This window comes from Dermacoccus nishinomiyaensis (assembly GCF_900447535.1).
Taxonomy (GTDB): domain Bacteria; phylum Actinomycetota; class Actinomycetes; order Actinomycetales; family Dermatophilaceae; genus Dermacoccus; species Dermacoccus nishinomiyaensis.
Genome location: NZ_UFXX01000001.1, coordinates 2472494 through 2485404, shown reverse-complemented (window position 1 = coordinate 2485404; position 12911 = coordinate 2472494). Strand labels below are relative to the sequence as shown.

The following is a 12911-nucleotide window of genomic DNA, read 5'->3' as shown; positions in this document are numbered from 1 at the left end:
CCTCCACTGCCCCCGAAGGTGGTTCGCCATGCCCGCTCCCGTGCTCGAGCCTGCGCTCGACCCCGTCCTCGACCACGAACGCGCGCACCTCGCCGCCGCACGCGCCCAACTCGCGCGCATGCGCGATTCGGCCGCCTCGCTCGACGCGTCGCGGGCCAGCGACGCCGTCAGCGGCGAGGCGCTCGGGGCGACGCTCGCCCGCCGCGTCGCGGCGCTGACCGACGACCCGTCGACGACGCTCTTCTTCGGCCGCATCGACTGGAGCGACCCGGCCGCGGGTGACGCCGCGCGCCTCGAGGAGCTCTACGTCGGGCGCCGCCACGTCTCCGACGAGGCAGGCGACCCGCTCGTCATCGACTGGCGGGCGCCCGTGTCGACGGCGTTCTACCGCGCCTCCCCTGCCGAACCGATGGGCGTGTCGCTGCGGCGGCGCTTCGGCGTCGAACGCGGCGAGCTGACGGCGTACGAGGACGAGTGTCTCGATGCTCCTGGGGGCACCGACGAGGCGGGCGCCGACGACCGGGCGGGCAGCGACATCCTCGCCGCCGAGATCGAACGCCCCCGCTCGGGCCCGATGCGCGACATCGTCTCGACGATCCAGCCCGAGCAGGACGCGCTCGTGCGCGCCGACGTCGCGACCACCGTCTGCATCCAGGGCGCGCCCGGCACCGGCAAGACCGCTGTCGGCCTGCACCGCGCGGCGTGGCTGCTGTACTCGTTCCGTGCCCGCCTCGATCGCGCCGGCGTCCTCGTCGTCGGCCCCAACGCGGCGTTCCTCGACCACATCTCCGCGGTGCTGCCGTCGCTCGGCGAGGCGCGCGTCGCGCACGCGACGATCGAGACGCTCCTCGACGGCAGCTACCGCGACGACACCCCGAAGAACCGACGCTGGCTCGTGCGCGGCGCGGACGAGGCGCAGGTCGCCGTCCTCAAGGGCGATGCGCGGTGGGCCGGCATCATCCACCGCGCGGTGTGGGCCCACGTCGGGCACCCCGACGAGGCGCTCGTCGTCCCCCGTGGCGCGCGACGCTGGCGGGTGCCCGCGTACGAGGTGGCCGAGATCGTCGCCGAACTCCGTTCGCGCGGCGTGCGATACGAGGCCGCGCGGGCGATGATGGCGCAGCGCCTCGCGCACAGCGTCATGCTGCAGCTCGAGGCCGCGGGCGACTCCCCCGACGATCGCGTCCAGGATTCCATCGCCCGCAGCGCGCCGGTGAAGGCGTACGTCAAGGCCCTGTGGCCGCAGCTCGACGCCGCCGGCGTCGTCCACCGCCTCCTGTCGGACGCCGACTTCCTGCACGAGTGCGCCGACGGCGACCTCGACCCGCACGAGGAAGCGAGCGCGGTGTGGGAGAAGCCGCCGCGCACCAAGGGGTCCGCCAAGTGGTCGCCGGCCGACCTCGCGCTGCTCGACGAGGCCGCCGACTGCATCGAACGCACGACCAGCCTCGGGCACGTCATCGTCGACGAGGCGCAGGACCTGTCGGCGATGCAGCTGCGCGGCGTCGGGCGCCGCTGCTCGACGGGCTCGGCGACGGTGCTCGGTGACGTCGCGCAGGCGACGACGCCGTGGGCACCGGGGTCATGGACTGCGACGATGTCACACCTCGGCAAGAGCGACTTCCACCTCGAGGAGCTGCTGCAGGGCTTTCGCGTGCCCGCTGCCGTCATCGAATACGCCGCGCAGCTGCTGCCCGTCATCGCGCCCGGCCTCGCCGCACCGCAGTCGGTGCGCAGCAACCGCGGCGAACTCGACCTCGTCGAGACTGGCCCCGACGCGCTCGCGGCCGCCGTCACGGATGCGGTGCGCCATGCGACGACGACGCCCGGGTCGGTCGGCGTCATCGCCGTCCCCGGCGCGCTCGACGACATCGCGGAGGCGCTGACGCACGCCGGCATCGGCTTCGGGCGCCTCGGCGCGGATCACGGTGACGACGCCGACCATCAGGTCGAGCTCGTGCCCGCGCAGGTCGCCAAGGGCCTCGAGTTCGACCGCGTCATCGTCGTCGAACCCGCCGACATCGCGGACGCCGAACCCGATGAGGCGACAGGCCTGCGGCGTCTCTACGTCGTGCTGACGCGCGCCGTCAGCGCCCTGAATGTCGTCCACGCGCGCCCGATCCCGGCGCCGCTGACGTCGTGAGAGCGCACCCGATCACGGCGCGCTGATCGCGGCGAGAACGTTGAGTTTCGCGGCGCGCCGTGCCGGCCACCAGGCGGCGAGGACGCCGACGAGGGCAGCGAGCAGGAGGAAGAGCGCGAGCCGCAGCCACGGGATGACGAGCACGTCGACGCCCGAGTTCGCCTGCGTGCGCTGGAACAACACCCCGAAGATCGTGCCGAGCACGACACCGATGACGGCGCCGACGAGCGAGATCGTCACCGCCTCGAGGCGCACCATGGAGCGCAACTGCGAGCGGGCGAGGCCGACGGCGCGCAGCAGGCCGATCTCGCGGGTGCGTTCGATGACGGACAACGCGAGCGTGTTGATGATGCCGAGCACCGCGATGACGATGGCGAGACCGAGCAGGCCGTAGATGAGCACCAGCATCGTGTCGATCGGGGCTCGCTGCTCGGCGGCGTAGCCGGCCTGATCCTTGACCGTGACGGTCGGCAGATCGGCGACGACCGAGTCGAGCCCCTTCTTGACGTTCGCCGCATCCGCGCCGGGTCGGCGCAGCACGTAGAGGGTGTTGTCCTTCGTCGAGCCGCCCACCGCCTCGAACGTCGGCATGCTGACGACGTAGTCCGCCGCGCGCGGGCTCGCGTCACGGTCGAAGATGCCGATGACGGTGAGGCGCTTGACGTTCGCTCTGCCGATCGTCAGGCGCGTCACGTCTCCGACCGTGATGCCGTACGCCTTCGCCTTCTCCGACGAGATGAGCACGGAGCGATCGTCGAGGGCGTCCTTGCCGGAGTCGAGTTCGACGGGTGCGACCTGACGGAACGTGGCGGCGTCGACGCCTTCGATCGTCGCGGGCGCATCGTTGAACGTGCCGTCACCGAGACGCAGGCGCGAGACGGTCTGTACGCCGTCGACGCTGCGCATCCGCGTCGCGATGGAGGCGGAGATCGGCTCGGAGAACTGCCCGCTGACGACGTAGTCTCCGCGGAAGTTCTTCGCGATGAGGGCATCCACGCTGCCCGAGGCGGACGCGCCGAACACCGTCATCATCGACACGAGCGCCATGCCGATCATGAGGGCCGACGCGGTCGCCGCGGTGCGGCGCGGGTTGCGCAGGCTGTTCTCGGCCGCGAGCTGTGCGACGATTCCCGAGCGCGGGCGCGCCACGGCGGCGATCGCACGCACGACGGGACGCGCGAGCACCGGCGTCGCCGAGATCGTGCCGAACAGCATGAGCACCATGCCTGCGACGAACACCCAGATCGAGGTGTCGGCCGCGAGCTTCCAGGCGGCCAGGGCTGCACCGACGACGAAGACGAGGGCGCCGACGACGGCGCGGCGGCGCACCGTCTGCTCGGGTTCGACCTGGTCGTCGCGCATCGCCGCGATCGGTGAGATGCGCGAGGCTCGCCGCGCCGGCAGCCAGGCGGCGAGCGCCGTCACGCCGAGCCCGACGAGCAGCGACACCGCCACTGTGCGCGGTTCGAGGACGAGCCCACCGGTGTCGATGTCGGCGCCCAGCGCTGAGAGCAGCGCCGAGATGCCCTTCGCAAGCAGCACGCCGACCCCGATGCCGACGAGTGAACCCACGAGGCCGACGACGAGCGCTTCGACGAGCACGCTGGCGAGGACCTGGCGTGACGACGCGCCGAGTGCCCGCAGGAGCGCGAGTTCGCGGCTGCGTTGCGCGACGAGGATGCCGAAGGTGTTGACGATGAGGAACGAGCCGACGAGCAGCGCGACGCCCGCGAACACGAGCAGGAACGTCGTGATGAACGACAGCGCCTTCTTGATGCCGCTCGCGGCCTCGTCGGAGGCCTGCTTGCCGGTGACCGCCTCGAAACCCTTCGGCACGAACGGTTTGATCTGCTCGACGACGGTGCTCTGCGACACCCCGGGGCGCGCCTGGACCCACAACGAGGTGTAGGCGTCCTTGCCGTCGAGGAACAACTGCTGCGCAGTCTTCGTGTCGACGACCGCGAGCGTCGAGCCCACCATCGAGCCGTTCGCGTAGCTCGCGTACCCGACGAGCCGGCCGGACCAGCGCGGCGTCTGGCCCGAAGTCAGGATGCTGACGGTGTCGCCCAGGTGGTAGCCGCCGCGTTCGGCTGTCTTCGCATCGAGCGCGATCTCCCTCGCCGACGTCGGTGCCCGCCCCTGCGTGATGTGCAGCCCGGGCACGCCGTCGGCGGCGCGTGCGTCGTGGTAGTTCACCCCGAACGCGGGCGCCCCCTGGCCGCCGATGACCTTGCCGTTCTTCGCGAGGACGGTGGCGCTCATCGACGAGACGACGCCGTCGAGCTGCGCGACGCCCTTGGCCGAGCGCGCCTTGGCGAGGACGTCGGGGCCGATCGTGCGCGTGTCGCCGCCGCGCGAGTGCTGCGAGGCGTCCTGGGTGGCACGCACGGTGGCGTCGCCGACGGTGCCGTTCATGATGCCGCTGAACGCGCGGTTGAGGGAGTCGGTGAACATGAGCGAGCCGGCGACGAACGCGACGCCGAGCACGATCGCGAACGTGCTCATGAGCAGGCGCAGCTTGCGCGCCCAGACGGCCTTGAGCGAGGTGGTGAGCACGTCAGCGCCTCGCGGCGGCGTCGAACGCCTTCATGCGATCGAGGACGCGCTCGGACGTCGGCTCACGCATCTCGTCGACGACGCGTCCGTCCGCGAGGAAGACGACGCGGTCGGTGAAGCCCGCGGCGACGGGGTCGTGCGTCACCATGACGATGGTCTGGCCGAGTCGGTCGACGCTGCGGCGCAGGAACGACAGCACCTCTTCGCCCGAGCGGGAGTCGAGGTTGCCGGTCGGTTCGTCCGCGAAGATGATGTCGGGCTGCGTGACGAGCGCCCGGGCGCACGCGACGCGCTGCTGCTGGCCGCCGGACAGCTGGCTCGGACGGTGCCCGAGCCGTTCGCGCAGGCCGACGGCATCGATGACGTCGTCGAACAGCTCTTGATCGACCTTTCTGCCCGCGATCGAGGCGGGCAGCATGATGTTCTCGCGCGCCGTCAGCGTCGGCACGAGGTTGAACGATTGGAAGATGAAGCCGATGTGGTCGCGCCGCAGCCGCGTGAGGCGCTTGTCGTCGAGGGAGCTGACCTCGACGTCACCGATGAACACCCGCCCCGACGTCGGCGTCTCCAGCGCCGCGAGGCAGTGCATGAGCGTCGACTTGCCCGAGCCGCTCGGGCCCATGACGGCGGTGAACTCCCCTTCGAACAGCTCGAGGCTCACCCCGTCGAGGGCGAGCACCCGGGCGTCATCCTCGCCGTAGGCCATCGTCAGGCCGTCGGCCTCGGCTGCCACCACACGCTTCGTCATGATGCCAAGGTAGCTGTCCACTCCGACAACCGTCCCCCGGGCCGCGAGACAGGCTCGTTCATCCACAGCTGTGACGGCTGCGCGGCCCTGTGGACGGCCCGAAGCACGGGTGGGCGCCGTCGGCCTACCGTCGGAGGCAAGCGCCACGGGAGCAGCCCGCGCGCCCCACGAAAGGCACATCATGGCATCGCAGTACACCGTCGACTCCGACGCGATCTCCGCTCACGGCACCGACACCGCGACGCTCGTCACCGACCTCGAGACGTCTCTGACGAACCTCAACACGAAGCTGACGACGCTGCAGACGCAGTGGAAGGGTTCGGCGCAGACGAACTTCACCTCGCTCATGACGACGTGGAACACCGACATGAACAAGCTGAAGTCGACGCTCGACACGATCAGCTCGACGCTGCACCTCACGAGCAGCGAGTACTCGACGGCGGAGGACAACAACGTGCGCCGCTGGGTCACCGCCTGAGCGCGGCACCTGCCGGCCGTCGGGCCCGACGACGTGTCGGGCCCGACGGTTCGTCACAGCGCCGCGGCGAGCTCCGTGGCCTGCTTGATGGCGCGCTTCGCGTCGAGCTCTGCGGCGACGTCGGCACCGCCGATGACGGTGACCTTCGCCGGGTCGAGACCGAACGTGTCGGCCACCGACTCCTGACCCGCGCAGATGACGACGGTGTCGACGTCGAGCACGCGCTTGGTCGGCTCCTGGCCCTCGAACTTCGCCTTCGCCTCGGCGGGGACGCTCGCGTACTTCGCGTCGAGGGCCTTGAGCTGCGGCACCATCGTCAGGGGCAGGCCCGTCTTCTTCGACGCCTTCGTCAGCGGCCCGACGGCGCGCGGCGGCGTGGGCGTGATCGTCAGGTGCAGGCCGGCGTCGTCGACCTTGTCGTAGGTGGCGCCGCCGATGAACTCGACCTTCGAGTCCTTGAGCGTCTGGCGGTGCACCCAGCCGCTCGTCTTGCCCAGGCCCTTGCCGAGCGCGGTGTGCTTGCGCTGCACGAGGTAGACCTGGCGGCGCGGCTTCTCCGTGACCTTCTCGACGATGTTGCCGGGCACGTTCTCCGACTCGGTGACGCCCCAGCGCTCCATCCAGTGCTTGAGGTTCTCGTGCGGCTCGTGCAGCAGGTACTCGCTGACGTCGAAGCCGATGCCACCGGCACCGACGACGGCGACGCGCTCACCGGCGACCTTCTCACCGCGCAGCAACTCGTCGTACATGACGACCTTCGCGTGGTCAATGCCCTCGATGGCGGGGCGACGCGGCGTCACGCCCGTGGCGAGGACGACGTGGTCGTAACCGTCGAGCGTTTCGGCGTCGGCGCGTGTCGAGAGGCGGACGTCGACCTTCAACTCGTCCAGCCGCGTCATGAAGTAGCGCAGCGTCTCGGCGAACTCCTCCTTGCCGGGGATGTTCATCGCGAGACGGAACTGGCCGCCGAGGTGGTCGCGTGCCTCGAAGAGGGTGACGTCGTGGCCGCGCTCGGCGAGGTTCGTCGCGGCGGCGAGCCCGGCGGGGCCCGCGCCGACGACGGCGACGCGCTTGGCGCGCGGCTTCGGCACGGGCAGCAGGACGAGCTCGCCCTCGCGTCCGGCCTGCGGGTTGACGAGGCAGCTCACCTTCTTGCCGCTGAACGTGTGGTCGAGGCACGCCTGGTTGCACGCGATGCACGTGTTGATCAGGTCGGCGCGGCCCGCCTGCGCCTTCTTGACGAAGTCGGGGTCCGCGAGCAGCGGACGCGCCATCGAGACCATGTCCGCGAGACCGTCCGCGATGATCTGCTCGCCCACCTCGGGGGTGTTGATGCGGTTGCTCGCGATGACGGGGATGTCGACCTCGGCGCGCAGCTTGCCCGTCGCCCACGCGAACGCGGCGCGCGGCACCGACGTCACGATCGTCGGGATGCGCGCCTCGTGCCAGCCGATGCCGGAGTTGAACATCGACACGTCACCCTGCAGGTGCTGCGCAAGCGTCGCGATCTCCTCGAACGTCTGGGAGTGGTCGACGAGGTCGGCCACGGAGATGCGGTACAGGACGAGGAAGTCGTCGCCGGCGGCGTCGCGGACGGCGCGCGCGATCTCGCGCGGCAGCGTCATGCGCTTCTCGGCGGAGCCACCGAAACGGTCGGTGCGGTCGTTCGTGCGGGCGGCGAGGAATTGGTTGATGAGGTAGCCCTCGGAGCCCATGATCTCGACGCCGTCGTAGCCGGCGTCCTTCGCGAGGCGCGCCGAGTTCGCGTAGTCGCGGATCGTCTTCTCGACGTCCTTCGTGCTCATCGCGCGCGTGCCGAACGGCGTGATCGGCGACTTCTTGTTCGACGCGCTCTTGCTCCAGGGCGTGTAGCCGTAGCGGCCCGCGTGCAGGATCTGCATGACGATGCGCCCGTCGTGCTCGTGGACGGCGTCGGTGACGAGCTTGTGCCGCCCGAGCTGCCGCTTCGCCGTCAGCATCGAACCCATCGGGCCGAGCTGGCCGGTGATGTTCGGCGCGAAACCGCCCGTCACCATGAGCGCGACGCCACCCTCGGCGCGTGCCGCGAAGTAGCGCGCGAGCTGCGGGAAGTCCTTCGCCTTGTCCTCGAAACCGGTGTGCATCGAGCCCATCATGACGCGGTTCTTCAGCGTGATGCCGCCGACGTCGAGGGGGCTGAGCAGGTGCTCATAACTCATCGTGTTCTCCCGGGTGGTGGGGTGCGTTCGTTGTCGTGCGGTCTGTCGTCCACGTCGACGCTCGCCGCGAGGTTCCCGTCGGCGTCCACGTTCAGGTTTCCGTCCTCATCACCGTCTTCACCCCTGCGCGCAAGTGCACCCGGGTGCACCTGCACGCAGGAGGTGGGCAGCGTCTCGCCGCTCAGCAGCGCCACCATCTCGTCGCACCACTCGAGCATGGCGCGTTCGGTGCGGATGCCCCCGCGCAGGACGGCGTAGGTCGGACGCTCCTCGTCGCTGAGGGATGACGGATCGGGGTAGTGCCTCGCGCAGTTGGCCTCGAAGTAGGCGAGCTGGGCGGCGTGCTCGTCGCGATGACGGCGGATGTCGGCGACGACGGCGTCCGCGTCGCCGAAGCGCATGCCGCGCACCTTGACGGCGAACTCGGAGCGCAGCGTCTCGCTCGGGGTGGGTGTGCGCGTCCACGCGAGTAGTTCCGCGCGACCGGCCGGGGCGATCGTGTAGACGCGACGGTCGGGGCGCCCCTCGCCCGCCTCGGTGCGGACCTCGACGAGGCCTGCGTCCGCCATCTTGGCGAGGACGCGGTAGATCTGCTGGTGCGTCGCGCTCCAGAAGAACCCGAGCGAACGGTCGAAGCGCCGCGTCAGGTCATACCCGCTCGCCTCGCGCTCGGCGAGGGACACGAGCAACGCATGCTGCAACGACATGCACTTAGTTTCATATGCGCAGATGCGCATGTCAACCGCCTCGATGTTGCCCGCGATTCGAGGCGCGTCACGCCCGAAACCCGGGCAACATCGCGAGAGGAAGTGCTCCCTGGACGACAAAAGGCTGACGCCCGCCCGAGCATTCACTCAGGCGGGCGTCAGCCCGTGGAGGCGCGCTTTCTCAGAAGCCCATACCGCCCATGCCACCGTCCATGCCCGCCGCAGCGTCAGCGCCGGCGTTCTTCTCCGGCTTGTCAGCGATGACGGCCTCGGTCGTGAGGAACAGCGCCGCGATGGACGCAGCGTTCTCCAGCGCCGAACGCGTCACCTTCGCCGGGTCGATGATGCCCGAGGCGATCATGTCGACGTACTCACCGCTCGCAGCGTTCAGACCCTGACCGGCGGGAAGCGAGCGCACCTTCTCGACGATGACGCCCGGCTCGAGGCCCGCGTTCGTCGAGATCTGCTTGAGCGGAGCCTCGGCAGCGACGCGAACGATGTTCGCACCCGTCGCCTCGTCGCCCTCGAGAGCGGAGAAGGCCGACTCGGCGTCCTTCGTCGCCTGGATGAGCGCGACGCCACCACCGGCGACGATGCCCTCCTCGACGGCTGCCTTCGCGTTGCGCACGGCGTCCTCGATGCGGTGCTTGCGCTCCTTGAGCTCGACCTCCGTCGCGGCACCCGCCTTGATGACGGCGACGCCGCCGGCGAGCTTCGCGAGGCGCTCCTGCAGCTTCTCGCGGTCGTAGTCGGAGTCGGAGTTCTCGATCTCGGCGCGGATCTGCGCCACGCGGCCCTTGATCTGCTCGTCGTCGCCAGCACCTTCGACGATCGTCGTCTCATCCTTCGTCACGACGATCTTGCGGGCGCGGCCGAGCATGTCGAGCTCGGTCGACTCGAGCTTGAGGCCGACCTCCTCGGAGACGACCTGGCCGCCCGTGAGGATAGCGATGTCACCGAGCATCGCCTTGCGGCGGTCGCCGAAGCCGGGAGCCTTGACGGCGACGGCCTTGAACGTGCCGCGGATCTTGTTGACGACGAGCGTCGACAGGGCCTCGCCCTCGACGTCCTCGGCGATGATCGCGAGGGGCTTGCCGGACTGCATGACCTTCTCCAGGACGGGCAGCAGGTCCTTGATGTTCGAGATCTTCGAGTTGACGATGAGGATGTACGGGTCGTCGAGGACGGCCTCCATGCGCTCGGTGTCGGTGACGAAGTAGCCCGAGATGTAGCCCTTGTCGAAGCGCATGCCCTCGGTCAGCTCGAGGTCGAGGCCGAACGTGTTCGACTCCTCGACCGTGATGACGCCTTCCTTGCCGACCTTGTCCATCGCCTCGGCGATGAGCTCACCGATCTGCGGGTCAGCGGCGGAGATGGACGCGGTCGCAGCGATCTGCTCCTTCGTCTCGATCTCCTGGGCGTGCTCGAGCAGCTGCTTGCTGACGGCGTCGACGGCCGTCTGGATGCCGCGCTTCAGCGCCATCGGGTTCGCGCCGGCCGCGACGTTGCGCAGACCCTCGCGCACCATCGCCTGGGCGAGGACGGTGGCCGTCGTCGTGCCGTCACCGGCGACGTCGTCGGTCTTCTTCGCAACTTCCTTGACGAGCTCGGCGCCGATCTTCTCGTACGGGTCCTCCAGCTCGATCTCCTTGGCGATCGAGACACCGTCGTTGGTGATCGTGGGGGCGCCCCACTTCTTCTCCAGCACGACGTTGCGGCCCTTGGGGCCGAGGGTCACCTTCACGGCGTCGGCGAGCGTGTTCATGCCGCGCTCGAGGCCGCGACGGGCCTCCTCGTCGAAAGCAATGGTCTTGGCCATGGCTGTGGTTCCTCCACGTGACGTTCGGATCGACCACATCAGCGCCCGCGACGGACGGACCCGATCACGCGCCGGTCATGTCGGCGCGCCCCGAACCCTCACTGCTGCAGTCAGGCTTTTGTCACTCTCACGATCAGAGTGCTAACCCCATGATTAGCACTCGCCCCCACCGAGTGCAAACCCTCCGCGCACGCACCCGCGTGTTGTTCGCTCATAGCGGCACCCCGACGTCTGTCGTGCGGCTGCCAAGATGGGCTGCGGCGCCACGAGAGCGGCGACATGCGGGGACGTGGCGGCGCGCTGAGCCGCGGTTCAGACGGTGCGTCGACGCCCCGCGCGGCGTCGCTGGATCCGCTTCACGAGCAACGGATCCGCGGCGAGCGCCGCCTCGGTGTCGGCGAGCTTGTTGAGCTGCTGGTAGTACTGCGTGCTCGTCAGCCCGAAGCGCTCCTTGATCGCCGCTTCCTTGGCGCCGGGCAGCTTCCACCACTCGCGTTCGAAGGCGAGCATCGCACGGTCGCGCTCGCTCAGCCCGGGCGCGTCGGCGTCACCGGGCACGTGGGCACCCGCGGGGGTCTCGATCATGGCCATCCGCTCAGGATACGAGGCCGCCCGGCCCGTTCCAACCGCGCTCGGGGCGGGTTGTCAGACCCGCGCGATAGGTTGGACACATGCCTCGTCCGTACGACGAACTCGTCCACCCGAGCTGGGTCGAACCCCTCGCGCCCGCCGCCGAGCACATCGCCGCCGCGGGGGCGTTCCTGCGTGACGAGGTGGCCGCGGGGCGCGGCTACCTGCCTGCGGGCGACGCCGTGCTGCGCGCGTTCACGCAGCCGTTCGACGAGGTGCGCGTCCTCGTCGTCGGCCAGGACCCGTACCCGACGCCCGGGCACCCGATCGGCCTGAGCTTCGCCGTCGCACCCGACGTGCGGCCCATCCCCCGCAGCCTCGCGAACATCTACACCGAACTGCACGACGACCTCGGTATCACCCCACCCGAGCACGGTGACCTGTCGGCGTGGACCGATCAGGGGGTGCTGCTGCTCAACCGCGTCCTGACGGTGCAGCCCGGCAAGCCGGCGAGCCATCGCGGCAAGGGCTGGGAGCACGTCACCGCGACGGCGATCAACGCGCTCGTCGAGCGCGAGCAGCCCCTCGTCGCCATCCTGTGGGGGCGCGACGCGCGCTCACTCGCGCCGCACCTCGGCGACACGCCGACCGTCGAGTCGGCCCACCCCTCACCGTTGTCGGCCCGCGGCGGCTTCTTCGGCAGCAAGCCGTTCAGCCGCACCAACGCCCTGCTCGAAGAACTCGGCACGCACACGATCGATTGGCGCATCCCGTGACAGACACGACCCCCGACACCCGTACCGCCGAAGAGGCGCCCGCGGCCCGCAGCGGCCACGAGCGGACGTGGCGGCGCTACGTCGCCATCGGTGACTCCTTCACCGAGGGCATGAGCGACCCCGACCCGCGTCAGGACGACGCCTACCTCGGCTGGGCCGACCGGCTCGCCGTCGACCTCGCTCAGGTCGCCGACGGCGCGGGGCACGCATTTGAGTACGCGAACCTCGCGATCCGGGGCAAGCTGCTCGCCGACGTCGTCGGCCCGCAGCTCGACGCCGCGCTCGCGATGCAGCCCGACCTCGTCAGCATGGTCGGCGGCGGCAACAACATCATGCGCCCGAACGTCGACCTCGACGACGTTGCCGATCAGCTCGAGGCCGCCGTCGTCCGCCTCAAGGACGCCGGAGCCGACGTCATGCTCGCGACGATGGTCAACCCCACGGGTTCGAAGATCATGACCCGCTTGCGACCGCGCATCAGCTGGCACATCGCGAACCTGTGGGGCATCGCGCAGCGACACGACTGCTACGTGCTCGACGTGTGGGGCATGCGTGCACTGCGGGACATGCGCATGTGGGGTGCCGACCGCCTGCACCTGTCCCCCGAGGGCCACCGCCGTGTCGCGCAGCAGGCGGCGTGGACGCTGGGCCTGCCGACCGAGGGCGACTGGCTCGACCTGCTCCCGCCGCTCGAACCGAAGCCAGCCCGTCAGCGCCTGGCGGAGAACGCCGAGTGGTCGAAGGAATACTTCGGCCCGTGGATCGAACGCCGCCTGCGCGGCACGAGCTCGGGTGACGGGCGTGAGGCGAAACGCCCCCACCCGATGCCGATCGACCCGAGCGTCGCCGCCGAGCTGTTCCGACGGGCCTGACCACCCCGGCGTCCTCGCCCCGAGAACCGATCCGATCAGCCGAC

General features: G+C 70.1%; 10 protein-coding genes. 4 read left to right on the top strand and 6 right to left on the bottom strand.

Annotated elements, in window-relative coordinates; all coding sequences use genetic code 11:
- Nucleotides 1-28 precede the first annotated feature (28 nt).
- Nucleotides 29-2143: a HelD family protein gene (locus DYE07_RS11605; RefSeq protein WP_115297024.1), complete on the top strand. Its 2115-nt coding sequence runs from the start codon at nucleotides 29-31 to the stop codon at nucleotides 2141-2143.
- Between the two features lie 12 nt (nucleotides 2144-2155).
- On the opposite strand, the gene DYE07_RS11600 is transcribed toward DYE07_RS11605, so the two are convergent.
- Entirely contained in the window at nucleotides 2156-4699 is a 2544-nt protein-coding gene (locus tag DYE07_RS11600; protein WP_115297023.1) for an ABC transporter permease, read from the bottom strand.
- 1 nt (nucleotide 4700) lies between these two features.
- On the bottom strand, nucleotides 4701-5447 hold the full coding sequence (locus tag DYE07_RS11595) for an ABC transporter ATP-binding protein (RefSeq protein ID WP_170957280.1): 747 nt from the start codon (nucleotides 5445-5447) through the stop codon (nucleotides 4701-4703).
- A 181-nt stretch (nucleotides 5448-5628) separates the two neighbouring features.
- On the opposite strand from DYE07_RS11595, the gene DYE07_RS11590 reads away from it, so the two are divergent.
- On the top strand, nucleotides 5629-5925 hold the full coding sequence (locus DYE07_RS11590) for a WXG100 family type VII secretion target (RefSeq protein WP_006943722.1): 297 nt from the start codon (nucleotides 5629-5631) through the stop codon (nucleotides 5923-5925).
- 53 nt (nucleotides 5926-5978) lie between these two features.
- Here the strand turns inward: DYE07_RS11590 and DYE07_RS11585 are convergent, their stop codons facing one another.
- The 4 genes from DYE07_RS11585 to DYE07_RS11570 all read right to left on the bottom strand — a co-directional run bounded on the left by DYE07_RS11585 (nucleotide 5979) and on the right by DYE07_RS11570 (nucleotide 11240).
- The gene (locus DYE07_RS11585; RefSeq protein ID WP_074045653.1) at nucleotides 5979-8123 is read right to left on the bottom strand and encodes an NADPH-dependent 2,4-dienoyl-CoA reductase; all 2145 of its coding nucleotides are present in this window, start codon (nucleotides 8121-8123) and stop codon (nucleotides 5979-5981) included.
- Nucleotides 8120-8830 (bottom strand): PadR family transcriptional regulator, encoded by a 711-nt coding sequence (locus tag DYE07_RS11580; RefSeq protein ID WP_074045654.1) that lies wholly within the window; start codon nucleotides 8828-8830, stop codon nucleotides 8120-8122. Before DYE07_RS11580 ends, DYE07_RS11585 begins: the two co-directional genes overlap by 4 nt.
- Nucleotides 8831-9011: 181 nt before the next feature.
- On the bottom strand, nucleotides 9012-10649 hold the full coding sequence (groL, locus tag DYE07_RS11575) for a chaperonin GroEL (RefSeq protein WP_006943711.1): 1638 nt from the start codon (nucleotides 10647-10649) through the stop codon (nucleotides 9012-9014).
- Nucleotides 10650-10961: 312 nt separating this feature from the next.
- A complete protein-coding gene (locus DYE07_RS11570; RefSeq protein ID WP_006943707.1) occupies nucleotides 10962-11240 on the bottom strand; it encodes a DUF3263 domain-containing protein in 279 nt (92 codons plus the stop codon).
- A gap of 80 nt (nucleotides 11241-11320) precedes the next feature.
- On the opposite strand from DYE07_RS11570, the gene DYE07_RS11565 reads away from it, so the two are divergent.
- Nucleotides 11321-11995, top strand: coding sequence for a uracil-DNA glycosylase (locus DYE07_RS11565; RefSeq protein ID WP_115297022.1), 675 nt, complete (start codon nucleotides 11321-11323; stop codon nucleotides 11993-11995).
- Nucleotides 11992-12867 (top strand): SGNH/GDSL hydrolase family protein, encoded by an 876-nt coding sequence (locus DYE07_RS11560; RefSeq protein ID WP_006943716.1) that lies wholly within the window; start codon nucleotides 11992-11994, stop codon nucleotides 12865-12867. The genes DYE07_RS11565 and DYE07_RS11560 overlap by 4 nt, the downstream gene beginning before the upstream one ends.
- Nucleotides 12868-12911 lie beyond the last annotated feature (44 nt).

Coding starts and splice junctions, on each gene's coding strand:
- DYE07_RS11590 (WP_006943722.1), top strand. CDS start 5,629: ATGGCATCGCAGTACACCGTCGACTCCGACGCGATCTCCGCTCACGGC.
- DYE07_RS11570 (WP_006943707.1), bottom strand. CDS start 11,240: ATGGCCATGATCGAGACCCCCGCGGGTGCCCACGTGCCCGGTGACGCC.
- DYE07_RS11565 (WP_115297022.1), top strand. CDS start 11,321: ATGCCTCGTCCGTACGACGAACTCGTCCACCCGAGCTGGGTCGAACCC.
- DYE07_RS11605 (WP_115297024.1), top strand. CDS start 29: ATGCCCGCTCCCGTGCTCGAGCCTGCGCTCGACCCCGTCCTCGACCAC.
- DYE07_RS11595 (WP_170957280.1), bottom strand. CDS start 5,447: ATGACGAAGCGTGTGGTGGCAGCCGAGGCCGACGGCCTGACGATGGCC.
- DYE07_RS11580 (WP_074045654.1), bottom strand. CDS start 8,830: ATGTCGTTGCAGCATGCGTTGCTCGTGTCCCTCGCCGAGCGCGAGGCG.
- groL (WP_006943711.1), bottom strand. CDS start 10,649: ATGGCCAAGACCATTGCTTTCGACGAGGAGGCCCGTCGCGGCCTCGAG.
- DYE07_RS11585 (WP_074045653.1), bottom strand. CDS start 8,123: ATGAGTTATGAGCACCTGCTCAGCCCCCTCGACGTCGGCGGCATCACG.